The organism is Trichlorobacter sp. (assembly GCF_034008105.1).
Lineage (GTDB): Bacteria > Desulfobacterota > Desulfuromonadia > Geobacterales > Pseudopelobacteraceae > Trichlorobacter.
In genome coordinates this window covers 1-24,019 of sequence record NZ_JAVEPN010000004.1, presented here as the reverse complement: position 1 = coordinate 24,019, position 24,019 = coordinate 1, and the positions used below count along the sequence as shown (strand labels likewise).

The following is a 24,019-nucleotide window of genomic DNA, read 5'->3' as shown; positions in this document are numbered from 1 at the left end:
TCGCTTGCCCTGCAGAATAGCTGCGCTATACTATCGCGACTACAAGTCAGGACAACCAGAGGCACTCAGAGGAAGACCCCATGCCGGCACAGCACAGCGAAATGCCACCAACCCGCCGTCCTCATCAGGTCACCTCCATCGTCTATGGCGCCTTGCTGCTGGTTGCACTGCTGCACCTGCTCTCCTCGCTGCCGTTTTTCTACCAACTCATCGCTTCATACCAGCAAGCCAGCACGGTTTACCGGCTGAATGCCATCAGTGACGAGCTCTATAAGGCGGTCAACAATCTCGGTTTTGAACGCGGCCGGACGAATGTGGTACTCCAGGATGCTGGTCCTGTAACGCAGACGGAAGTCAACCGCCAGTTCATCGCCGATCGTCGCCGTGACGGCGAGCAGGCCCTCAAGCAGGCCATCGACGGACTGACCGCAGAGGGCTTCAATAAGGCAGCCGGACAGGTCGCCGCAGTGCAGCAGCACCAGTTCGCCATCAAGCAGCTGCGCAGCCAAACAGACGCTGCCATGCTGCTACCAAAAGCTGAGCGTTCCCCCCAGCTGGCATCCCACTGGTTCGGCGCCATGACCAGCTACATCGAGGCGATCGAGGCGCTGCTGCAAACCATCTCCAATGACATCAGCGACGCCGATGGCCTGATCGCCCGCTATTCTTCACTCAAGCAGGCCACCCTAGCCCTGCGCAACAGTGCCGGCCCCGAAATATCGTTGCTGGCCGGCACCATCAACGCCAAGACCCCGCTTAGCCCTGAGCAGGTAAAAAAGATCGAACGATTGCAGATTGTCAACCAACAGCGCTTTAAGGAGCTAGAACATCTAAGCAACCCCCTGGCATCTGCCGTCATCCCCCAGGCGCTGGCCGAGCTGCAACGGGTCTATCGCAGCGAGTATCTGCCGTATCGGGCCGCAACCCTACCGGCGGCACGCATCGGGGGGCCCTATCCCTTCAACCATGCCGACTTCCTGCGACAGGGTGTCAAAGCACTCGATCAGATCAGTGCCTTCAACACGGTCGTAATGCAGGCAACCCAGCAGTACGCCGATGCCCAGCGAGCCAGAGTCAAACGTCAAATTACGGCCCAAATTGCCAGCAGTCTCGGCTCGTTCCTGGTGATCGTGCTGATCTTCTGGTACTTTCATGCCCGCATCATCACCCCCCTGTCACAGCTGACCCTGGCCATTCGACGGCTGGCCGCCAAGGATTTGACCATCGAGATACCATCTATTCGTGAAGATAACGAGATCGGTGAGCTGGCCACAGCGGTACACGTCTTCAGAAACATGGCGCTGCAGATAGACAATGACATGCAGACCATGCAGCAGCTACAGGTCAAACTGCAGGAGAGCCACGATCTACTGACCAATCTTTCACGACAAATACCGGGTATTATTTACCAATTTCAACTCTTTACCGACGGCCGTTCCTGCTGTCCCTACATGAGTGAGGCGATCCGTACTCTGGCTGGTCTCGACCCGGACGACCTGAAAACCACTGCTGACCCCTTCTTCCGCCTGATACACCCTGACGACACCGCTGCCGTTCATGCCTCGATCAATCAGTCCGCCACAACCCTGCAGACATGGGAGGTCCAATTCCGCCTGCTGCTTCCCAGACAGGGATACCGCTGGCTCTACGGCTTTGCGCGCCCTGAGCGACTGGCCGACGGCAGCACTCTCTGGCATGGTTTTATCAACGATATCACTGCACAGCGCGAACTGTCCGAAGAGTTGATGGCGGCGCGCACCGCTGCCGACACGGCAAACCGCAGTAAAAGCGAATTTCTGGCCGCAATGAGCCATGAGATTCGCACCCCGATGAACGGCGTGATCGGCATGTCACAGCTGCTTGAGCTAACGGAACTAACCCCGGAGCAACAGGAGTATACCGACCTGATCAAGAGCTCGGCCCACGACCTGCTGGCGATCATCAATGATATCCTAGACCTGTCCAAGATCGAGGCCGGCAAGGTCGAGCTGGAACAACGAGAATTTTCGCTGCAACGCTGTATAGAACAGACCGTGCTGATGCAAAAGAGCGCGGCCTTTGAAAAGGGTCTCCAGATCACCTTCAAACCTGCAGAGGACCTGCCTGCGCTGGTCAGGGGAGATCAACTGAGAATCAAGCAGATACTGCTGAACCTGTTGAGCAATGCGATCAAATTTACCGAGCAGGGCAGCATTGCCATTAACGCAGTCTTGCAGAAAAAACAGGACCATCATGCGCTAATACGGATCACCGTCAGTGATTCCGGCATCGGCATGACAACAGAAACGCTGGCCAAGCTGTTCACCCCTTTTACGCAGGCCGACATCAGCACTAGCCGCAGGTTTGGCGGTACCGGCCTAGGGCTTTCCATCTGCCGTCAGCTGGCCGAACTGATGGGCGGGCGGATTTGGGCCGAGAGCGAACCGGGCCTGGGCAGCCGCTTCCACCTCGAACTGCCATTGGAGGTGCTGTCGGACGCCATTGCATGCACAACCACAGCGCCCGCTGCTGCTGTAACGGCACCCCTCGGGCAACCGTTACATATCCTGCTTGCAGAAGACCATCACCTGAACCAACAGACCACCTCACTGCTGCTGCAGAAGATGGGACACCGGGTCAGCTGTGCCGATGATGGTCAGCAGGCCGTACAACGCTGGCAGCAGGGCGGACTCGATCTGATCCTGATGGATGTCCACATGCCAATCATGAGCGGCAGTGAGGCGTTACACGTCATCCGCAAGCAGGAGGCTGCGACCGGCGCGCAGCCGATTCCGATCATCGCCCTGACGGCCGATGCGGTGAAAGGCGCCAGGGAACGTCTGCTGGCCGACGGTTTCGACGGTTACCTTGCAAAGCCATTCTCGCTGCTGGAATTGCAGGCAGCCATCAGCCTACCAGACTAAACACCCCCCAGCACCACCAACATGCCTGCCGGGCGTTGTGGTTGAGCATTCTCCATTTGCCGCAGGCCTGAAGATGCTCTATACTGACGCCCCACAACGGGTTGAACGCACAGGGGGCCGGCTATGGCAGACAACACCATCTATCTGATCGGGGCAGGCATCGAGGGCCAGGAAGGTTTCAGCGCAAAAGCGCTGGAGATCATCGCCACGGCCGGCCTGCTGATCGGCCGCCAGCGACATCTGGACCGTTTTCCCGATGTTAAGGGCCAAAAGGTGGTGCTGCCGGAGCCGCCGGAACTGCTGGAGCTGCTGAAGAGCACCGACCAGCAGGCGGTGGTGCTGGCCTCCGGCGACCCCAACTTCTTCGGCGTGGGACGTTTCCTGCTGCGCAACCTGCCCAAGGAACGGCTGGAGATCTTTGCCAACGTCACCAGCATGCAGTACGCCTTTGCCCGCATCAAGGAGCCCTGGGACGACGCCATCTTCCTGTCGGTGCATGGCCGCGGCATGGGACGTGCCATCGACAAGATCGTGGCGGCCGAGAAGGCCTGCGTGCTGACCGACAGCATCAACACCCCGGCCGCCATCGCCCGGGAGCTGATCGACCGCGGAGCCGAGGGCTACGAGGCCTGGGTCTGCGAAGAGCTGGGACTGCCGGGTGAGAAGTTCACCCGCACCACGGTCAAAGGGCTGCTGACCCTGCAGCACGCCGAGCTGAACCTCTTGATCCTGATCCGCACCTGGGAGCCGAACCTGACCCAGTACCCGTTGATCGGCATCGACGATGAGGAGTTCGCCAGCATCAAGAAGCTGATCACCCGCCAAGAGGTGCGGGCGGTGACCCTGGCCAAACTGCAGCTACAGAATGATCTGGTGGTCTGGGATATCGGCGCCGGTTCCGGTTCGGTCTCCATTGAAGCCTCCAACCTGGTGCCCAACGGCAAGCTGTTCGCCATTGAAAAAAATCCGCAGTGCGTGGCCCATCTGCGGGACAACCTGGCCAAATTCTGCGCCCACAACGTCAAGCTGATTGAGGCCGAGGCCCCCGAGGGGCTGGAAGAGCTGCCTGATCCGGACCGGGTCTTCATCGGTGGCGCCGGTGGCAGCCTGAGTGAGATCGTCGAGCAGGTGGACCGCCGCCTGAAGGCTGGCGGCCTGGTCGTTATCAACGCCGTGACCCTTGACACCCTGGGCCGCGCGGTGGAACTACTGGAGTACCACGGCTATCAGGTGGAGGTGGTCTGCGTCAACGTGGCACGCACGCAGCCGCTGACGGAATACAAGCTGTTCGAGGCCCACAACCCGATCTACATCATCAGCGCCGCCAAGCCGGCAACGGCCTGACCGGCCAGCGTCGCCGCTGACGAGCCAGCGCCTCACGATCCGCCATGTTTTTGACCAAACTGCTGCTTTCCAACCTGATCATCGTGACCTGCGTGCTGGCCGGACGCCGCTGGCCCGGCCTGGGTGGGCTGATCGCCACCATGCCGCTCACCAGTCTGATCGTGCTGCTCTGGCTCTATAGTGACGACCCGAGCCAAACCATGCGGCTCAACGAGTATGTGCGCGGGGTGTTGTGGGGTATCGGACCCACCATCGCCTTCTTCGCTGCGCTGTTGCTCTGTCTGAAGCGAGGCATGAGCGTGCCGCTGGCGCTGCTGATCGGCGCGCTTTGCTGGGCAATCGGCGCAGTGCTGCACCAGCTGCTGCTCCCCTCATCATCATAATCATCCCTACGCCACTGGAGGCCTGTTTGGTATGTCAGATGCCCTGATTAACCGTACCCCGTCCGCCTATGAGTATCCGCTGCTGATCAAGAACCTGCTGTTCTGCCCGGTGGTGGACGCCCCGGACCAAGAGATCGTCTACCGCAACCACCGCTTTACCTACCGTGATCTGCGCCAGCGGGTGGCCCAACTGGCCAACGCCCTGACCCGGCTGGGGGTTAAACGTGGCGACACGGTGGCGGTGATGGACTGGGACTCCCACCGCTATCTGGAGTGCTTCTTTGCGGTGCCGATGATCGGCGCGGTGCTGCACACCATCAACGTGCGGCTGTCGCCGGAGCAGATCCTCTACACCATCGACCATGCCGAGGACGACCTGCTCTTGGTCAACAGCGAGTTCCTGCCGATTGTGGAGCAGATCAAGGGCCGCATCGAGCAGTCCGGCAACGTACGCGGCTACGTGCTGCTGAACGACGAGACCACGACACCCGAAACTCACATCCCTTTTGCCGGTGAATATGAGGCGCTTTTGGCCGCCGCTTCTCCTGACTACACCTTTCCTGACTTCGACGAGAACACCCGCGCCACCACCTTCTACACCACCGGCACCACCGGCCTGCCCAAGGGGGTCTATTTCAGCCACCGCCAGCTGGTGCTGCACACCCTGGGGGTGATGAGCGTGCTGGGCTCGGCCGTGGGCCAAGGTAGCTTCAACCGCCAGGATGTCTACATGCCGATCACCCCCATGTTCCACGTCCATGCCTGGGGGCTGCCCTATGTAGCCACCATGCTGGGGGTCAAGCAGGTCTACCCCGGCCGCTACGTTCCCGACATCCTGCTGGAACTGATCGAACAAGAGGGCGTAACCTTCTCGCACTGCGTGCCGACCATCCTGCATATGCTGCTCAAACACCCCCATGCCCAGCGGATCGACCTTTCCCGCTGGAAGCTGATCATCGGCGGGGCCGCCATGCCCAAGGCGCTCTGTCTGGAGGCGATCAGCCGCGGTATCGATGTCTTTACCGGCTACGGCATGTCCGAAACCTGCCCGATCCTGACCATTTCCCACCTCTCGCCGGCAATGCTGGAGCTGCCGGCCGACGAGCAGGCCGCCATCCGCTGCAAGACCGGCCGCTCCTTGCCGCTGGTGGATCTGAAGGTGGTGGACAACCAGCTGTGCGAGCAGCCCCGCGACAACCAAAGCAGTGGCGAGATTGTGGTGAGGGCCCCCTGGCTGACCCAGGGCTACCTGAAGGACCACAAGGCCTCGGAACGGCTCTGGGAAGGTGGCTACCTGCATACCGGCGATGTGGCGGTACGGGACGAACTGGGCTACGTGCGGATCACCGACCGGATCAAGGATGTGCTCAAGGTGGCCGGCGAGTGGGTCTCGTCGCTGGAGCTGGAGGATATCATCGCCCACCACCCCGGCGTGGCCGAGGTGGCGGTGATCGGCCTGCCGGACGAAAAGTGGGGCGAGCGGCCCCTGGCGCTGGTGGTGCCCAAGCCGGACAGCCAGCTGCAGGAAAAGGATCTGACCCACCATGTCAAGGAGTACGCCGACAAGGGGATTGTTAACAAGCAGGTGGTGCTGCTCAAGGTCAAGCTGGTGGAGATGATCGACCGGACCAGCGTGGGCAAGATCAACAAGGTGGCGCTACGGGAGAAGCACCTGCAGCCGTGAGCGACCCGACGTCAAATACCGCTCCACAACGGGTCCGCCTGATGGAGATCTTTCTGCTGTTCCTCAAGGTGGGTCTGACCGGCTTTGGCGGCGGCATGGCCATTGTGGCCCTCACCGAGCGGATGGTGGTCAAGGAGAAACAGTGGGTCACGGCCGAGGAGTTCCTGCACGGTCTGGCCTTCGGCCAGATACTGGGGCCGTTTTCGCTGAACAGCTGCACCTTTGTGGGCTACCGCCTGCGGGGGGTGCCGGGCGGCCTGCTGGCCGCCACCGGGTTTCTGCTGCCCTCCTTCCTGATCGTCTCACTACTGGCCTGGCTCTACCTGCGCTTTCAGCACCTGGCGCTGCTGCAGAAGGCCTTGGCCGGCACCAACCCGGTGGTGATCGCCCTGATCCTGGCGGTGGTGCTGGACATGGGCAAGAAACAGATCAAAGGCAGCAACGGCTGGCTCTTGGCCCTGTCCGCCTTTGCTGCTGCGGCGATCTTCAAGCTGAACGTGGCCCTGGTACTGGCTGCCGGCCTGGTCTGGGCTTTTGGCGCTGCCGTCTACCAGCGGAGGCTCAGCTGAGATGCTGGCCCTGGCCTGGACCTTCCTCAAGATCGGCCTGCTGTTCTTCGGTGGCGGTTATGTGCTGATCCCGCTCCTGCAGCACCTGCTGGTGGAGCAGTACCAGTGGCTTAGTCTACGAGAGTTCCTCGACGGCGTGGCCATCTCCCAGCTGACCCCCGGCCCGCTGGCGATCCTGGCCACCTTCACCGGGGTGCGGGTGGGGGGCTTTGGCGGCGGCCTGGTGGCCACCATCTGCATCTTTGCCCCCTGCGTGGTGTTGATGCTGTTGGTGGGACGCTACTATGCGCGGCTGAAAGAGATCGACCTGATCCGCATCACCCTGGATGGCGTACTGCCGGCGGTGGTGGGGCTGGTGGCCTCGGCGGCCTGGTCGCTGGGGGCCACCCTGGGCAACCTGCGACAATGGCTGGTACTGGTGATTGCCTTCTGCCTGTTCCGTTTCACCAAGGTCAGCCCGATGCTGATGATCCTTGGGGCCGGCCTGCTGGGGATGCTGCTGCCGTGACCACCTTTTCCGCCAACTGCAGCGCCCTGATCCGCCACGAGATCGATGCCGCCCAGGGTAATGAGGTCTTCTTCATCGCCCAACCGGACGCTGACGGCTGTCTGGTGGAGGCGTGCGCCATCGCCCGCGGCAACCAGCGAGCGGTGCCGGCCATCCTCTCCCGCGCCACCCCCGGCCAGATGGTGCTGCACAACCACCCCTCAGGCAACCTGACACCCTCCGACGCCGATCTCGACCTGGCCTCGATCTGCGGCAACAACGGCATCGGCTTCGCCATCATCGACAACAGCTGTGAACGCAGCTACCTGGTGGTCTCGCCCCACACCCCCCGCAGCGGCGAGCTGCTGAACTTCGACGAACTGGAGCGGGCCTTCGGCCCGGAGGGACTACTGGCCCGGCACCTGAAGGGCTTTGAGCCACGGGCGGAACAGGTGCGGATGGCCTTCTGCGTGGCCAACGCCTTCAATCAGGATCAGGTGGCGGTGATCGAGGCCGGCACCGGCACCGGCAAGTCGCTGGCCTACCTGATCCCGGCCCTGCTCTGGGCGGTGCGCAACGAACAGCGGGTGGTGATCTCCACCAACACCATCAACCTGCAGGAGCAGCTGATCAAGAAGGATATCCCGCTCTTGCAGCGCCACAGCAGCAGTCCCTTCAACGCCTGCCTGGTCAAGGGGCGCGGCAACTACCTCTGTCTGCGCAAGCTGGAGGCGGGGCAGGCCGAGCCGACCCTGTTTCCCGACGCCGCCAGCGAGGAACTGAGCGCGATCGCCGCCTGGAGTGAGACCACCCCCAGCGGCTGCCTCAGCGACCTCTCCTTTCACCCCTCCCGCGAGGTGTGGGACGATCTGCGCTGCGAGGCGGACCAGTGCGGTCGCTCCCGCTGCCCCCACTTCGGGCGCTGCTTCTTCTACAAGGCACGCCGCGACGCGGCGGCAGCCCAGTTGCTGGTGGTCAACCACGCCCTGCTGTTGGCCGATATCGCCCTGCGCCGGGAGAGCGGCTACGACGCTGTGGCCATCCTGCCCCCCTTCAGCCGGCTGATCATCGACGAGGCCCACCACCTGGAGGAGGCGGCCACCGGCGCCCTGTCGGTCAGGATCGGTCGGGCCGGCCTGATGCGGCAGTTGTCCCGCCTGGCACCCGGCGGCAACCGGGCCGGCATCCTGACGGTGCTCAACACCCGGCTGGGCAAGGAACTGCCCGAGGAGCTGGATGGTCTCTATCACGAACTGACCGGCCTGATCGAGGCGGCCCTGCTGCCCCAGACCCAGGAGCTGGCCGCCCTGCTTGACCGCGAACTGGACTGGCTGGCCCTTGCCCTGCAGAGCGACGCCCTGCCGGGTGCTGATCAGCGCGGCGGTGAGATCAAGTGCCGCATCACCCCGGAGGTCCGGGGTACCGCTTTTTGGCAGGAACTAGAGGGCCGTCTGGGAACGCTTGCCGAGAAACTGACCGAACTCTCGGCCGGCCTGGGGGCCCTGGACCGGGCCGCTGCCAAGCTGCCGGACCCGATCCGCCAGGGGCTGGATAGCTGGTTGACCGACGCCGCCGGCATCGGTCAGCGGTTACTGACGGTAGCCCAGGAACTGGGCTGGTTCTGCGAGCGGGACGAACTGGCCTGCCGCTGGCTGGAGGCGCGCCAGACCAGCCGCGGCAGCCAGGCCACCATCTGCGTGGCACCGCTGGAGGTGGCCGAGACCATCAAGACGGCGCTGCTGGAGCCGATCCCCACCGTAGTCATGACCTCGGCCACCCTGACCGTCGGCGATTCCTTCGGCTATCTGCGGCGCCGCACCGGTCTGGACCTGCTGGAGCCGGAACGGCTGGAGGAGTTGGCCCTGGCCTCTCCCTTTGACTATGCCAGCCAGGCCCTGGTCGGCATCCCCCGCGACCTGCCGGACCCCACCAGCGCCGCCTTCCGCCAACCGCTGGCTGCGGCGGTGCTGCGGGCGGTCAGCCTCTCTCAAGGAGGCGCCTTTGTGCTGTTCACCTCCTTTGATCTGCTCAAGCAGACCCATGCCAGCCTGAAAGGCGACTTGGAACGGCTGGGACTGACCATTTTGCGTCAGGGAGAAGGCGCTGGGCGTCACCAGCTGCTGGCCCGTTTCCGTAAGGAGCACCGTGCGGTACTGTTCGGCACCGATTCGTTCTGGGAGGGGGTCGATGTCAAGGGCGATGCCCTGCGGCTGGTGATCATCGTGCGCTTGCCGTTTCAGGTGCCCACCGAACCGATCCAGCAGGCCCGGGCCGAACGGATCACGGCCACCGGCGGCGATCCGTTCCGTGAGATGTCGGTGCCCCAGGCGGTGCTCAAGCTGCGCCAGGGCTTCGGCCGTCTGATCCGCAGCCGCGATGACCGAGGGGCAGTGCTGATTCTGGACAACCGGATTGTGACCAAGAACTACGGCAAACGGTTCCTGAAATCACTGCCGGCGGCGGCCCAGGCAATCGACGACGCCGAGCAGGTGTTTGCAAAACTGGAGCATTTTTTTCAGGCATGGCACTGAATGTGCTATAGCTTTCTGCATCACGTACCAAGGAGGAATCATCCGATGCGCATTATGCTCACTCTGCTGCTGGCAGCGTTACTGGCAGCCCCTGCTGCAAGCCAGGCCGAATCCAACGTCAGTGTCAACATCAACGTCGGCGCGCCGGCGCTGCCGTTGCCGCCGCCCCCGCCACTGCCGGGCCTCCCCAGGATCTTCTTCGAGACCCCGCCGTTGTTCCTCTCGCCGCCCAGTCTCGGCATCTACATCGGGGTGGACATGCCCCATGACCTGGTGCTGGTTTCCGGTAGCTACTACCTCTTTCACGGCAATAACTGGTATCGTGCCCGCCATTACAACGGCCCCTGGGAAGCAACCCGCTACGAGCAGCTGCCACCCCAGGTGCGGCGCCACAAGCTGGAGCAGATCCGCTATCACCGCGATCACGAGTATCGCTCCTATAGGTCCGACCGCGACCACTACCGTGGCAAGCACTACCGTCCGGGCAAGGAGCAGCGCAAACAGCAAGAGAAGTACCAGAAGGAACAACGCAAGCAGGAAAAGGAGTACCGCAAGGAGCAGAAGCGCTGGGAAAAAGACGAGCGCAAGCAGCATAAGGGCAGACATGGTCGCGACGACTAAGCCCACACCACAAAAAGGCCCGGCAGATTGCCGGGCCTTTTTGCACATCAGGGGTTGCTGAGCGGAATCAGTTCGTGGCCGTCAACTCCAGCTGTTTACGCCGGGCCAGAAAATTGAAGCACTGGAAATAGGTGATCGAGATCAGCAGGAAGCCGAAGTAGCTGGCGGCCAACACGCTGGACATGGCGCGGGTCTTGGTGACATCAGGGGCCATCATGATGAAGACGATAAAAAAGCCCATGATGCACAGCTTCCAGAGATCACCCCCCAGCCTGCGGCGACGTAACGCCATCAACTGGTCGCCGGTCAGCTCCGTCTGGCTGGATTCGATCTCCACCGCCACATCACGCCGGGCCAGCAGCCAGGCCGGGTAGGTCATCATCAGCTGGAAGGCGATGGCGGCGATGATGCTCTGCATGAACAGCGCCGGCACCCCCATCAGGGTAAACAGTTTCTGAAAGTTAAAGGCCATAAACAGCAGCAGCCCCAGCAGGGCCACCTGTACCACTCGATAGATCAGCATCAGCCGCTTGAGGCGGATAAAGTTGTACGACGCCATCTTTCACTCCTTATCAGCCAAACAACTTTTGTCATCGTCGGCGGAATTGGGTTATAACAGAACACCGTTATCAACACAACCGCGAAAGAGAGCCATACAGCCCATGAAAGCGTTGCGCCGTTTCTTTCATCCGGTCATGGCACTGGTCGGCATCCAGCTGGTCTGGGTGGCGCTGGTGGTGCTGTGGGTCACCTGGTTCGTGGGCAAACATCGCGAGCTGAAGGAACTGGCCGCCCGCTACCGCCCCGACCTGCTCTCCCAGGTGGGGGGCTGGTTTGCCTTGGTACAGGGCCTGCTGCTGCTGGCCATTATTCTGGTGGGGGTCTACACCCTGTTCCTGTTCTGGCGCCGCCAGTCGCGACTCTACCAGCAGCAACGGGAGTTCATCACCCAGCTGACCCACGAACTGAAATCACCGTTGGCCTCGATCCAGCTGCACCTGGAGACCATCAGCCTGCGCGAGCTGCCACCGGAACGGCTGCACGCCTTTGTGCAGACCATGCTGGAGGATACCCAGCGGCTGCACTCCCAGATCGACAACCTGCTGCTGGCAGCCCGCATCGAACAGCGCCGCCGGCCTGCCGAACCGCGGGAAATCGATCTCTCGGCCTTTATCCAGGAGTACCTCGACCGGGAACGTCACCGTCTGCCCCCCGGCACCCGGCTGGAGGTAAGCCTGACACCGGGGCTGCGGGTGGCGGTGGAGCCGGATGAGCTGGGCACCGTACTGCGTAACCTGCTGGAAAACGCGGTGCTGTATTCCCCTGGCACCCCCGACATAGAGATCCGCCTGGTGCAACTGGGCCGTCAGGCCAGCCTCTCGATTCGCGATCACGGCCGCGGTATGGAACAATCGCAGCTGCAGAACGTCTTCAAGATGTTCTACCGCGTCGAACACCAGGATGAGCGGGTACGCGGTACCGGCCTGGGGCTGTACATCGTCCAGTCGGTGATCAAGGATGCCGGCGGCACCGTCAAGGCAGACAGTGACGGCCTCGGCACCGGCTGCACCATCACCCTGCAACTCCCCCTTGTGGAACGGAAAGGAACCACCCCGTGACCAGTCCCCCCTGCCCGATGTGCGACCGCTGGCAGAGCGATGCCGACCTGCGGATCGCCGAACTTGAACACAGCTACCTGATCCTCAACCGGGACCAGTTCTTCCCCGGCTACTGCCTGCTATTCACCAAGCAGCACCAGACTGAGCTGTTTCTGCTGGACAAAGAGGTCCGGCAGGGGCTGATGGAAGAGGTCAGCCGGGTGGCCCAGGCGCTGGCGGCCTGCTTCCAGCCGGACAAACTCAACTATGAACTGCTGGGCAACATGGTGCCCCATATCCACTGGCACCTGGTGCCGCGCTTCCGCTCCGAGCCTCTCTGGCCCCGGCCGATCTGGTCAGAACCCCACCAGGAGCTGGTGCTGTCAGCCGATCAGTACCGTCAACGGTGCGACCAGATCCACCGCGCCCTGGCAGAGGAGGTCTGATGCAGCATCAGATCAGCAGCCTTGCCAACGGCCTGCGGGTGGTCTCGGTACCGCTGCCTCACCTGCACAGCGTCGAGCTGGCGGTCTATATCAAGGTGGGGGCCCGCAACGACCCGCCTGACCGCTCCGGACTGTCGCACTTTCTTGAGCATATGCTGTTCCGAGGCACCGCCGACTACGCCTCCTCGCTGGAGATCGAGACCGCCTTCGAAGAGCTGGGCGGCAGCGTCAACGCCGCCACCGATGCTGATTCCACCTGTTTTTACGCCCGTATCCATCCCGATCATGCAGCGCAGGGGCTGGCAATCCTGGCCTCGATGCTGCTGCGGCCGACGCTGCAGGGTGTCGAACTGGAACGGCGGATCATCGGCGAGGAGGCGCTGGAGGATATCAACGAAGAGGGTGTGGTAACCAATCCGGATCTGGTGATGGGCCGTCTGCTCTGGCCCGGCCACCCGCTGGGCGGTGCCACGGTGGGCAGCCTGGAGGATATCGAACGGATCAGCGAGACTGATCTGTGGGACCATCTGGCGGCCTGGTACCGACCGGCCAATGCGGTGGTGGCGGTGGCCGGCCCCCACGATCCGACCGCCATACTGGCGGCTGTGCAGGCCTGCTTTGGCAATTGGCAGCCACAGACAACACCCCCGGTGCTGCCGGTGCAGCCACGGGAGCAGGACAGCCCCCGTACCGCCTTTGTAGCGGACGCCGACAGTCAGATTACATTGCAGCTGGCCTTTCCGGCCTTCCGGCGTGATGACCCGCGCATGACCGTCCTCAAGGTGCTGCGCCGGCTGTTGGCGGGGGGCGGCTGCTCACGGCTGCACCTGAAACTGCGTGAAGAACTGGGGCTGGTCTATGCGGTTGAGTCGGCCATCGGCGCCTACGACGAGACCGGCTGCATCACCATCGACTGCGCTACGGCACCGGAAAACCTGGCTGCGGTGATCGCCGCCATCCTGGAGCAGCTGCGGCAGGTCAGCGAAAACCCGATCCCGCCGCAGGAGCTGGAACGGGTCAGGACCGCCTACCTGGCCGATCTGGACTACAGCCGGGATTCGGTGACCGAGATGGGGGCCCGCTACGGCTGGGGCGCCCTGATGGGAATGGCGCGCAGCATCGATGACGACCAGCAGTTGGTGCGCCAGGTAACTGCCGACCAGCTACGAGCCTTGGCCCGGCAGCTGTTTCAGCCAAGCAACCGTTTCCTGGCGGTGATCGGCCCGTTGGAGGGGATTGACCGGGCAACGATCGAAGGATTGCTGCTCGTCTGAGACAGCCTGCCGTCGGTTAGCGTTCTTCCAGTACACCGATGCTGATCCTGCCGATCACGCCAACCAGTGGCGCCAGGTCAGCCACCGTATGCCCCTCAAACAGAGCCAGGTGGGTCGGGTCGGCCGGTAGCTGATCAAAGGTCGGGTCCACCGCCACCCAGCGACCGTCAAGCCAGCTTTCCGCCCAGCTGTGAAAGAGAAACGCCTGACCATCCCGGGAGACCAGACCGGATACAAATCTGGTTGGAATGCCGCTGGCCCGGGCCAGTGCAGTGTAGAGCTTGGCGTGGCTCTGGCAGTTACCGCTCTTCTTCTCCAGCGCCGCCATGGCGCTGCCGCTGTCATCCACCGTATCGGCCAGATACTGCGCCGTCCAGCTGGATAGTGCCTGGGCCTGGGCTACAACGCCGCTCTTCCCGTCAACAACCTGCCGGGCCTGAGCAATGATGGCCGGGCTGGCGGCCTCGATCCCCTCCAACGAGGCCAGATAGCTGCTTTCAAGCGGAGCACCCGGACCGATCTCCTCAGGCCGCAGCACGCCGGTCCTGATCACCAGCCGCTCGCCGTTCCGCTCGCTCCCCTGCCAGCCATCGGCCAGCAGGGGCAGCTGTAGGCCGTAGCCGTCGATGGCCACCGCCAGACCGGTCAGACGCGTCATCTCTATCTTGAGTCCCGGCTCGGCCCGCACTTGACTAAGGTCGTAGATCAGGTCCTTTTGGGAGAGGGCCATGCCACTGACCACCGCTGCCAGCCGCTCAGGCTGTTCGGCCCGGGTCAGCACCAGCCCGTCTCGCACCGATTCCAGCAGCGTATTGCCGTGGCTGTCGACCCAGATTTCGTTCTCCACAAAGGGATACAGGTCGTTGCGCAGCTTGATGGCCGGCTGGCCGTCGGGGGTGGCCTGCTCTCCCTCCACCGTGATACTGACCGGCTTGATCTTGATCTCTTCTGGATCAAAGACCTGCACCCGGTAGACCGTACCGGCCAGCGGCCCCTTCAGCAGCGGATAAAGGTTCAGGAGCGGACCGGCCAGCAGCTGCCCCTTGAACTTGAGCAGCCGCTTGCTGGCCTTGCCCTGCACCACCTGCCGCAGCAGCAGTCCGTCGGTCACCACCTTGCCGGTCAGCCGCGTGTGCCGGCCGTTGATGGTCTGCTCCACCTCGATGGTTTGCAGTGCTAACCCTGCACTCAGCCGATAGACCTCACGGGAGCTGGCCTCTTTGCTGAAGCCCATCACCCGCATCCGCACGCTGCCGCTGCCCTCGATCTGAAAACCGCCCTCCGGCAGGGCCGTTACCTGTTGCCGATAAAAACCAACCTGCTCATCGGCCATCAGGATGGCGAACCAGCGCTCTCCCAGCGGCGGAGCAGCCAGCAGCGGTGTGGCACCGGCCGGTTGCAACGGCTGCAGACACAAAAAAGCGGCGGTCAGGACCGCCGCCACAATACGCGACACAACACCACTCACTGCCATAGCTTTGCTTCCTGTTCTCCTGGTCCCGTTCAGGTCATGCTGGCCGGGTCGCTGACCACCACCTGGTTGCGGCCCCGGGCCTTGGCCTGGTACAGCGCCTCATCGGCGGAACGCAGCAGGCCGTCGATATCTTCATAGTGCGGCGAAGGATAGACCGCCACCCCCAGACTGGCGGTGATCCGCTCAACGGCCATCGGACCGGCCAGGTGCATGCCCTGGATCGAGAGCCTGATCCGGTCCGCCACCATGTAGGCCTCTTTCAAGGCGGTGTCCGGCAGGATCGCCACGAACTCCTCACCACCGTAGCGGGCCGCCACGTCGTAGTTGCGCAGTTCCTTCTGCATCTGCAGCGCCACCTTCTGCAACACCACATCGCCCTGCATATGGCCGTGGGTGTCGTTGATCCGTTTGAAATGGTCCAGATCGATCATGACCAGAGAGACCATGCCATCCTTGCGGCGGGCCCGCTGCAACTCCTTGTCCAGGGCCTCGATCAGGAAACGCCGGTTAAAGAGGCCGGTCAGGTGGTCGGTGTTGGACAGTTCCAGCAACAGTTCGTTGGTCCGCTTCAGGTCGTCCTGCAGGTGCTTGATCTTGAGGTGGACCTTCATGCGGGCCACCAGCTCCTCGGGATCGAACGGTTTGGTCAGAAAATCGCAGGCCCCCTGGTCCAGTCCCTTGATCTTCAGCTCGCGGTCCTCATTGCCGGTCAGGATGATCACCGGGGTGTCCGACACCTCGGGCCGGGTCTTGAGCATGCCCAGGAACTTGAAGCCGTCCATGCGCGGCATCTCCAGGTCGCAGAGGATGATGTCCACCGGCGAGGCCATCAGCTTCTTGAAGCCCTCCAGACCATCTTCGGCCTGGTAAAAACGGGCAAACAGATCCAACGGTTCCAGGGTCTTGACAATCTTGTCCCGCACCGCCTCAGAGTCATCGATGATCAGCACGCTATCGGCCATGGTACTCCCGCTCCCGGAATAGAAGTTACAGGCGAGGTTCCTGCATCAGGCGTTTCATCTCGGCAATGGTGGCGGCGTAGTCGGAACTGCCGAAGACGGCCGAGCCTGCCACCAGCACGTCGGCCCCGGCATGGGCGATCCGGGCGATGTTGGCCGGTTTGACACCGCCATCCACCTCCAGTTCAGCCTCGCAACCACGGCTGTCCAGCATCTTGCGCAGTTCGTGAATCTTGGTGAGCCCCGATTCGATGAACGACTGGCCGCCGAAGCCGGGGTTGACGGTCATCAACAGCACCAGGTCCAGTTCTTCCAGCACGTAGTTCAGCGCACAAAGCGGTGTGGCTGGATTGAGCGAGACCCCGGCCCGTTTGCCCAGCCCCTTGATCTGTTGCACCACCCGGTGCAGGTGGCGGCAGGCCTCGGCATGCACCACAATGATGTCGGCCCCGGCCCGGGCAAACTCCTCCACGTAACGCTCCGGCTCCTCGATCATCAGGTGCACATCCAGCGGCAGGCTGGTCACCCGGCGGGCGGCCTCCACCACCAGGGGACCGATGGTAATGTTGGGCACAAAGCGGCCATCCATCACGTCGACGTGGATATAATCGGCCCCGGCTGCCTCAACGGCCCGGATTTCATCGCCCAGACGGGCAAAATCGGCAGACAGGATGGAAGGTGCGATCTTTTTCATGCAGTAATCCTCTTCAGGCGGGCGCTAAAAAAACCGTCACAGCCCTGACGGTGAGGCCAGGTCCGCAGGTGGCCGGCCGGGGTGAACAGCTCACCCCAGGCGGGCAGCACCTGAGCGCCATTTTCTACCACAAACTGCCGATGACGGGAAAGAAATTCCTCCACCACCGCCTCATCCTCCTGCGGTGATGTGGAGCAGGTGGCGTAGACCAGCAGGCCGCCGGGACGCACCAGCGGGGCCACCTGCTGCAGCAACTGGCGCTGCCGCTGGGCAAACCGTTCAAAATCGGCCGGCTGCAGACGCCACTTGGCCTCCGGGTTACGCCGGATCACTCCCAGACCGGAACAGGGGGCATCCAGCAGAATCCGGTCAAACTGCCGCCCCTGTTGATAGGCCGGCTGCAGGGCATCGGCCACCTCGACCTGCAGGCACGCGATCCCCAGCCGAGCGGCATTCTGTTCGATCTTGCGCACCTTGCGCTGGTTGAGATCGGTGGCCACAAGCCTCCCCTGATCGTGCATCAGTTGGGCCAGATGGGTGGCCTTGCCCCCCGGTGCGGCACAGACATCCAGCACCGTTTCGCCCGGCTGCGGGTCCAGCAGATGGGCCACCAGCTGGGAGGCCTCGTCCTGCACCGCGAACAGCCCCTCGCCAAAGCCGGGCAGATCGGGGACAAAACAGCGCTCCAGCAGCTGCACCCCCTCCGGGGCATAGCGACAGGGCTGGGCAGCGATCCCCTGGGCCGCCAGCAGCGCCAGCAGTTCCTGGCGCGTGGTACGCAGGGTGTTGGTGCGCAGGGTCAGCAGGGGCGGCTCCAGGCTGGCAACGGCCAAGCCGGTCGCCTCGGGCAACGGAAACTGCTCCAACCACTGGGCGGCCAGCCAGTCGGGCAGCGAATAGGCGGCCGCCAGCCAGCCGACCGGATCAAGGGCCTGATCCGGTAGCGTCAGACTTGCACTACGCCGTTGGGCGGCCCGTAGTACGCCGTTCACCAGACCGCTGGCCTTGGGACACAAGCGCTTGGCCAGTTCGACGCTTTCATGCACCGCTGCATGGGACGGCACCCGGTCAAGGTAGCGCAGTTGATACAGCCCCAGCCGAAGCAGGAGCAACACCGGCAGCTGCAGCTTGGCCAACGGTTGATCCACCAGTTGGGCCAGATAATGGTCCAGGGTGGCCTGTTGTCGCAGCACACCGAATACCAGCTCGCTGAACAGCCCCCGGTCCGGTCCGGCCAACTGGCCACGGGACAGCTGCTGGTCAATCAGATCGTCGGCATGCAGATCGCTGCCGGACAGACGCTCAAGCGCCAGATAGGCGGCATGGCGGGGTGAACTGCTGGTGACAGGGGCGGAAGTTTGCATAGGGGCTAACCATAGACCTGAACGGACAGCTTGGCAATATGCTCGCACGATAGTGGGCATTCAAGAGTCAAAACGGATACCCCAGCCCGACATACACCGCCGGTCCCTCCTTGCCAAAGCCCACATCAACCCGGCCAACGATATTGGGCCTGACCGTGGCTCGAAAACCGATGCCGGGGTTGAACTCGAAATTACTCCAGGCCAGCGTGCCCAGATTCTCCATCACCGCCCCCAGATCCATGAAGGGGGCCACCTCCCAGTCGGCGGTCACGTCGAATACTTCCCAGCGAAACAGGCGGATCCGCTCCTCCAGGTTCAAGAGCAGGAAGCTGTTGTCGATGAAACGGTTGCGGCCGTAGCCGCGCAGCGTGTTCTCGCCTCCCAGGATACTCTGTTCCAGAAAGGGCACCTTGTCGGCGGTGGAGTCCCCCAGGGTCTGGTTGTACATGGTCCTGAACACGGTGGTGAACCGCTTCTCATCGTCGTGGGGCACGTAGCCCTTCAGCTCCAGCTCGTAGTGGCGGTAATTGGCAGCGCCGCCTAAGGCCTTGATGGTCGGCTCAAAGGTGAAGCGGGCATAGCCGCCATAGGTGGGCAGGGTTTTGGTGTCATAGGTGCTGTAGATCAGCGAGATGCGCGGGGCATGGGTGGTGAAACCCCGCACGCCGGGCACCCCGGCGGCAGTGAAGCGATCGGTAATGAACGGCAGCCCATCCACCGCGCCATGCTTGATGGACACGTCGCGAAAACGATGGCCCAGTTCCAGGTAATAGCGTCGGCCCAGAAACCAGGTGGCCGACAGGTTGTAGGTCAGCTCGCGGTTGGTGTAGTTGGTCTCCAGCTCCTCCGGTGTGCGGGCATTAAAGCCGAAAAAGCGCGACGAGCCATCGGCAAACCAGCCTGCAAAGGCATTCAGCTCCAGGTTGCCGTTTTGGAGGCCGTTGTCGCTGTATTTAACCTCGTAATCAAAGTTGGTCTCTTGGGAACGGGACAGGTTGAACTCGACGGTGCGCCGTCGGCTGGGGTTGATGGCGCCGTACAAAGTGCCGGTCAGGCCGAAGTTCCGATTGTAGTTCAGTTGCGGTGCCAACAGCGAGTAGACCTCATCGTCTAGGTTATGGATCAGAAAGGCGGACAGGGCGCCGGAGGTGATCCCTTCGTTGGGGCTGTTGGCGATTATCGGCAGCGGGATCGAGACCACCTTGACCTGATCGCCGCAGGACTCGTCCGTAATCAGCGGCAGATCCTGACGGGGGATGAAGCTGGTGCAGGCGCTCAGGCCCAGCGTGGCGCAGAGCAGCAGCAGGCGCGCCAGTCTGCGCGCTATGTCGGTTGAAAATCGCATAAGCAGCTTTTCTACCGCGCTTTTTCAGGTGGTGTCAACCTCTCTTGGCGCTGCCTGCTTTTGTTGCTTCCCGGTCTGATACCTGCTACGCTGGTCCCCATTTCCATGCTGCTGTCTGCGGAGCTGCTGCTGCCATGAAACTCAACGCGAAACTGGTCCTGATCATGATGCTGCTGCTTTTGCTGGTCATGCTGGCCCTGTTTTTGCTGAACCAGCATTCGCAGAACGCCCTTGTGGAGGAGATTCAGGACAGCTCACAGGAGATATCCAAGGCGGTGCAGCTCAGTATCGCCGACCTGACCTCAGAAGCAGAACATTCCCGCCTGATGGAATACCTCCAGGATGCCCGTCACAAGGGCATCAACGAAATCAATATCATCGATATCGACGGCGAGATCATCGATTCCTCCAACCCTGAAAAGATCGGCAAAAAGCGGGATCTCAAAAAACTTGAAACGGGGATGAAAAAACCGTCGCCCGCCGAGCGGCGCGGATCGATTTTGACCCAAAAACCCTACGAAGTGGTAGTGCCGGTGATTATCGGCGATGAGCACTGGGGCTATGTCCAGATCAACATGCTGCTGGACAACATTCGCGATATCCAACGGGCCAACTTCATCAAACGTCTGGTGGCCACCTGTCTGGTGTTCGCGGTGGGGATCGCCGTTACCATCTATCTGGCGCGACGCTACACCGAGCCGATTCAACGACTGGTGCAGGATTTCAAAAAGGTGTCGGCCGGCGACCTGTCGGTAACGCTGCCTGTGGAAAGTAACGACGAGATCGGCGAGCTGGCCCAGGGTTTCAACGAGATGGTGGAGAAGCTGCGGGAGCGGGAGACGTTGGAAAAACGGCTCTACGAGGCGGAGCACCTGTCACGGGTGGGGCAGCTGGCCTCAGGTATCGCCCATGAGATTCGTAACCCGCTGAACTATATCAGTCTGGCCATCGATCACCTGCGCAACGAGGTGGTGGAACAGTGCCCCGAGCGTGCCGGCGCGGTAACGGTCCTTGCCGACAAGATCCGCGACGAGGTGCGGCGGGCCAACTACATGGTGGTTAATTTCATGAACTACGGCCGCCCCTTAAAGCTGCGCAAGGCGCTGGTCAACTATGGCGAACTGCTGGAACGGATCCTGTCGGTGCTGGGTGACAGGCTGGCTGAACAGCGTGTGACCGTCGTACAGCAGCTGGCCGATGACCTGCCCCTACTGTACCTGGATGGCGAGCTGCTGCGCAACTGCATCACCAATTTCATCACCAACGCTGCCCAGGCCATGCCCGAGGGGGGCAGCATCACCCTGGGGGCCGAGCTTGACGGTGAACCGGGTTGGGTGCGGTTGAGCTTCGGCGATCAGGGCTGCGGCATAGCCCCCGAGGATCTGGACAAGATATTCCAACCCTACGTTACCTCCAAGGAGGTGGGTATCGGCCTGGGACTGGCCATCACCGAGCGGATTATCAAGGAACATGGCGGCGAAATTTTGGTTGCCAGCAGACCCGGCCAGGGGACCATCTTCACGGTGCGCCTGCCGATGGAGGAAGAAGCGGCATGAGCGGCAGCATACTGGTCGTCGATGACGAAAAGGGCCAGCGCGAGATCCTGGCCATGATCCTGAAAGGCTCAGGCTACGACATCTGCGAGGCCTCCGGCGCCCGCGAGGCGCTGGCGCTGCTGGCCAAGCGGGAATTCGACCTGATCCTGACCGACCTCAAGATGCAGGGACAGTCCGGCCTGGAACTGCTTGAGCAGATCATGGCCGACGACCCCCAACAGTGCGTGATCCTGATGACCGCCCACGGCTCCATCGATTCGGCGGTGGAGGCCATGAAGCGGGGGGCCTTCGACTACCTGGAAAAGCCGCTGGAGCGGGAAAACCTGCTGCTGACCCTGCAACGGGCCTTTGAGCGGATCTCGCTGGTGCGGGAAAATCGGGTGCTGCAGAAGCGGGTGGCCGAAATCCAGCGTATCCCCTCCATCATCGGTGAACATTCCTCAATGAAAGAGGTCTTCCGGATCGTTGCCAAGATCGCCCCCACCAGCTCCACCGTGTTGATCTATGGCGAATCCGGCACCGGCAAAGAGTTGGTGGCCCGGGCCATCCATGACGGCTCGCCCCGCAAGGCCCAGCCGTTCATGGCCATCAACTGCGCCGCTATCCCCGAGACCCTGATTGAGAGCGAACTGTTCGGCCACGAAAAAGGCAGCTTCACCGGCGCCAACGCGCGGGAGATCGGCATCCTCGAGGCAGCCAACGGCGGCACCGTCTTTCTGGACGAGATCGGCGAGATGAACGTGGCCATGCAGGCAAAACTGCTGCGGGCGATCCAGGAAAAGGAGGTACGCCGGGTGGGGGGCAAGGTCAACCTGCCGCTGGATGTGCGGATCATCTCCGCCACCAACCGCGACCTGGAACAGGAGATCAAGAAAGGCGCCTTCCGGGAGGATCTCTACTATCGCCTGAATGTGATCCGGATCGACCTGCCGCCCCTACGTGAGCGGGGCAGCGACATAGCCACTCTGGCAGATTTTTTCATTAAGAAATACAGCGCTGCCTCCGGCATCGCCATCGAAGGCATCGCCAAACCGGCCCTCAAGCTGCTGCTCAATTACACCTGGCCCGGTAACGTGCGCCAGCTGGAGTCGGTAATCGAACGGGCGGTGCTGATGGCCGAGGGCAGCATCATCCAGCCTGAAGATCTGCCAGCCGAGATCGGCAGCCTGGCAGCGCAGGGCGGGGTGGTACCGTTTGAGCTGCCGCCAGAGGGGATCAACTTCGAGGAGATGGAAAAAGCGCTGATCATCAAGGCCATGGAACGGGCCGACTGGGTGATCGGCAAGGCCGCTCCGATCCTGGGGCTCAGCTACAAAACCCTGCAATATCGGTTGGAGAAGCATGGCATTGAAAAACCGGAGAGAAAAGGACGGTAGCCGGTTGAATTTCAACCATGGATTGGTTAAAATGTAGCCATGTACAAAAGAAATATAACATCCAAAATCGTTGAAGCCCTTGCCGATACTCCTGTAGTAATGATTAACGGAGCCCGGCAGACCGGCAAGAGTACCTTGGCGAAATCATTGATAAGCCACAATCGTCTGGGGCGCTACATCACGCTAGACGATGCAACGGCGCTTGCCGCGGCGCAGCACGATCCAGCCGGTTTTATTTCCGGCTTGGGCGAGTCGACAGTTATCGATGAGATTCAGCGTGCGCCGGAGCTTTTCCTGGCCATAAAGGCTGCTGTAGATAGTAATCGTGTGCCGGGGCGCTACCTGCTCACCGGCTCGGCAAACGTCTTGCTGCTGCCTCGACTTTCTGAATCGTTAGCCGGCAGAATGGAGATTTTTACCTTATGGCCACTGTCCCAAGGAGAATTCAGCGGAATCAGAGAACGGTTCGTTGATGCGGTTTTTTCCGAAAAACTGCCTGCGGTGGTCGTTGTCCCCGCTGCTCCTGAAAAACCCCTTCTCGAAAGGGCGCTCACAGGAGGTTACCCTGAAGCGGCTGCAAGAATATCTGATGCAAGACGTCGGGCCTGGTTCGGTTCGTACATCACCACTATTTTGCAGCGTGATGTGCGAGATATTGCAAACATTGATGGCCTTACGGCTATGCCGCGCCTCCTTGCAACGCTTGCAACAAGATCGCCCTCATTGCTTAACTATGCAGAGTTTTCCCGAACTACAGGTATTCCTCAAAGTACCTTGAAGCGATACATGGCGCTTTTTGAGACCATTTTTCTGCTTGATCATCTCCCGGCCTGGCATTCGAACCTAGGGAAAAGGCTGGTTAAAACATCCAGGCTGATCATGAATGATACAGGCTTGCTTGCATCCTTGCTTGCGGTTGATACAGACAGGCTGGAAGACACGCCCCTGTGCGGTGCTATTGTTGAGAACTTTGTTCTAGCGGAACTGAAAAAACAGATATCCTGGAGTGATACACAACCTACAATGCTGCATTACCGCACGCAAACCGGACACGAGGTTGATGTCGTGCTTGAAGACAGAGCAGGTCGGATTGTGGGAATTGAGATAAAATCAGCCAAGAGTGTTGGAGGGCAGGATTTTCGTGGACTTCAATCGCTTGCAGAGGCGGCAGGAAAACGTTTTGTCCGGGGTATGGTGCTGTATGGCGGCAAAGAGGCGGTAGCGTTTGGTGCGAACCTGCATGCCCTGCCAATAGATTCACTGTGGAACGAAAGTTTTTCGTGACGTACAGCACCGGGCACCAGAAGCCATTGTGGCCTGTATCGCACTAAGATCGACAAACATTGAAGGGAAATTGGAAAATGACCACTGTTTTCCGGTTTCCGGAAAGAAGGGGTGGTAGCATGGGTAA

General features: G+C 61.6%; 20 protein-coding genes. 14 read left to right on the top strand and 6 right to left on the bottom strand.

Annotated elements, in window-relative coordinates; genetic code table 11:
• Positions 1 to 80: 80 nt before the first annotated feature.
• The 8 genes from RBQ93_RS03405 (at position 81) to RBQ93_RS03370 (ending at position 10,522) form a co-directional block, all read left to right on the top strand.
• Positions 81 to 2,903, top strand: coding sequence for an ATP-binding protein (locus RBQ93_RS03405; protein WP_320370613.1), 2,823 nt, complete (start codon positions 81 to 83; stop codon positions 2,901 to 2,903).
• A 123-nt stretch (positions 2,904 to 3,026) separates the two neighbouring features.
• Positions 3,027 to 4,247, top strand: coding sequence for a precorrin-6y C5,15-methyltransferase (decarboxylating) subunit CbiE (gene cbiE / locus RBQ93_RS03400; RefSeq protein WP_320370612.1), 1,221 nt, complete (start codon positions 3,027 to 3,029; stop codon positions 4,245 to 4,247).
• 44 nt (positions 4,248 to 4,291) lie between these two features.
• On the top strand, positions 4,292 to 4,630 hold the full coding sequence (locus RBQ93_RS03395; RefSeq protein WP_320370611.1) for a DUF3147 family protein: 339 nt from the start codon (positions 4,292 to 4,294) through the stop codon (positions 4,628 to 4,630).
• A gap of 31 nt (positions 4,631 to 4,661) precedes the next feature.
• Complete coding sequence (locus tag RBQ93_RS03390; protein ID WP_320370610.1) at positions 4,662 to 6,314, top strand: fatty acid--CoA ligase; 1,653 nt, start codon at positions 4,662 to 4,664, stop codon at positions 6,312 to 6,314.
• Positions 6,311 to 6,883: a chromate transporter gene (locus RBQ93_RS03385; protein ID WP_320370609.1), complete on the top strand. Its 573-nt coding sequence runs from the start codon at positions 6,311 to 6,313 to the stop codon at positions 6,881 to 6,883. The genes RBQ93_RS03390 and RBQ93_RS03385 overlap by 4 nt, the downstream gene beginning before the upstream one ends.
• Before the next feature lies 1 nt (position 6,884).
• A complete protein-coding gene (locus RBQ93_RS03380) occupies positions 6,885 to 7,391 on the top strand; it encodes a chromate transporter (RefSeq protein ID WP_320370608.1) in 507 nt (168 codons plus the stop codon).
• Positions 7,388 to 9,901: a helicase C-terminal domain-containing protein gene (locus tag RBQ93_RS03375; RefSeq protein WP_320370607.1), complete on the top strand. Its 2,514-nt coding sequence runs from the start codon at positions 7,388 to 7,390 to the stop codon at positions 9,899 to 9,901. The genes RBQ93_RS03380 and RBQ93_RS03375 overlap by 4 nt, the downstream gene beginning before the upstream one ends.
• Positions 9,902 to 9,946: 45 nt before the next feature.
• Complete coding sequence (locus tag RBQ93_RS03370) at positions 9,947 to 10,522, top strand: hypothetical protein (RefSeq protein ID WP_320370606.1); 576 nt, start codon at positions 9,947 to 9,949, stop codon at positions 10,520 to 10,522.
• Positions 10,523 to 10,589: 67 nt separating this feature from the next.
• Here RBQ93_RS03370 and RBQ93_RS03365 read toward each other — a convergent pair whose 3' ends face one another.
• Positions 10,590 to 11,081, bottom strand: coding sequence for a hypothetical protein (locus tag RBQ93_RS03365; protein ID WP_320370605.1), 492 nt, complete (start codon positions 11,079 to 11,081; stop codon positions 10,590 to 10,592).
• Positions 11,082 to 11,184: 103 nt separating this feature from the next.
• On the opposite strand from RBQ93_RS03365, the gene RBQ93_RS03360 reads away from it, so the two are divergent.
• From RBQ93_RS03360 to RBQ93_RS03350, 3 genes are read left to right on the top strand one after another with little or no spacing between them, the layout of a single operon-like run.
• Positions 11,185 to 12,141 (top strand): HAMP domain-containing sensor histidine kinase, encoded by a 957-nt coding sequence (locus tag RBQ93_RS03360; RefSeq protein ID WP_320370604.1) that lies wholly within the window; start codon positions 11,185 to 11,187, stop codon positions 12,139 to 12,141.
• Positions 12,138 to 12,566, top strand: a complete 429-nt coding sequence (locus tag RBQ93_RS03355; protein WP_320370603.1) for an HIT family protein — start codon at positions 12,138 to 12,140, stop codon at positions 12,564 to 12,566. Before RBQ93_RS03360 ends, RBQ93_RS03355 begins: the two co-directional genes overlap by 4 nt.
• Positions 12,566 to 13,840 carry a pitrilysin family protein gene (locus RBQ93_RS03350; RefSeq protein WP_320370602.1) on the top strand — a complete coding sequence of 425 codons (1,275 nt, stop codon included), beginning with the start codon at positions 12,566 to 12,568 and terminating at the stop codon, positions 13,838 to 13,840. Before RBQ93_RS03355 ends, RBQ93_RS03350 begins: the two co-directional genes overlap by 1 nt.
• 16 nt (positions 13,841 to 13,856) lie before the next feature.
• Here RBQ93_RS03350 and RBQ93_RS03345 read toward each other — a convergent pair whose 3' ends face one another.
• The 5 genes from RBQ93_RS03345 to RBQ93_RS03325 all read right to left on the bottom strand — a co-directional run bounded on the left by RBQ93_RS03345 (position 13,857) and on the right by RBQ93_RS03325 (position 19,676).
• Complete coding sequence (locus tag RBQ93_RS03345) at positions 13,857 to 15,314, bottom strand: transglutaminase-like domain-containing protein (protein ID WP_320370601.1); 1,458 nt, start codon at positions 15,312 to 15,314, stop codon at positions 13,857 to 13,859.
• Between the two features lie 29 nt (positions 15,315 to 15,343).
• Positions 15,344 to 16,276, bottom strand: a complete 933-nt coding sequence (locus RBQ93_RS03340) for a diguanylate cyclase (protein WP_320370600.1) — start codon at positions 16,274 to 16,276, stop codon at positions 15,344 to 15,346.
• 25 nt (positions 16,277 to 16,301) lie between these two features.
• Entirely contained in the window at positions 16,302 to 16,967 is a 666-nt protein-coding gene (rpe, locus tag RBQ93_RS03335; RefSeq protein ID WP_320370599.1) for a ribulose-phosphate 3-epimerase, read from the bottom strand.
• The gene (gene rsmB / locus RBQ93_RS03330) at positions 16,964 to 18,331 is read right to left on the bottom strand and encodes a 16S rRNA (cytosine(967)-C(5))-methyltransferase RsmB (protein WP_320370598.1); all 1,368 of its coding nucleotides are present in this window, start codon (positions 18,329 to 18,331) and stop codon (positions 16,964 to 16,966) included. Before rsmB ends, rpe begins: the two co-directional genes overlap by 4 nt.
• Positions 18,332 to 18,398: 67 nt before the next feature.
• A complete protein-coding gene (locus RBQ93_RS03325; RefSeq protein WP_320370597.1) occupies positions 18,399 to 19,676 on the bottom strand; it encodes a BamA/TamA family outer membrane protein in 1,278 nt (425 codons plus the stop codon).
• 134 nt (positions 19,677 to 19,810) lie between these two features.
• Here RBQ93_RS03325 and RBQ93_RS03320 point away from each other — a divergent pair, with 134 nt between their 5' ends.
• From RBQ93_RS03320 to RBQ93_RS03310, 3 genes are read left to right on the top strand one after another with little or no spacing between them, the layout of a single operon-like run.
• Positions 19,811 to 21,232, top strand: coding sequence for a sensor histidine kinase (locus RBQ93_RS03320; RefSeq protein ID WP_320370596.1), 1,422 nt, complete (start codon positions 19,811 to 19,813; stop codon positions 21,230 to 21,232).
• The gene (locus tag RBQ93_RS03315; RefSeq protein ID WP_320370595.1) at positions 21,229 to 22,608 is read left to right on the top strand and encodes a sigma-54 dependent transcriptional regulator; all 1,380 of its coding nucleotides are present in this window, start codon (positions 21,229 to 21,231) and stop codon (positions 22,606 to 22,608) included. The genes RBQ93_RS03320 and RBQ93_RS03315 overlap by 4 nt, the downstream gene beginning before the upstream one ends.
• Positions 22,609 to 22,647: 39 nt before the next feature.
• Positions 22,648 to 23,892, top strand: coding sequence for an ATP-binding protein (locus tag RBQ93_RS03310; RefSeq protein WP_320370594.1), 1,245 nt, complete (start codon positions 22,648 to 22,650; stop codon positions 23,890 to 23,892).
• The last annotated feature ends 127 nt before the right edge of the window (positions 23,893 to 24,019 follow it).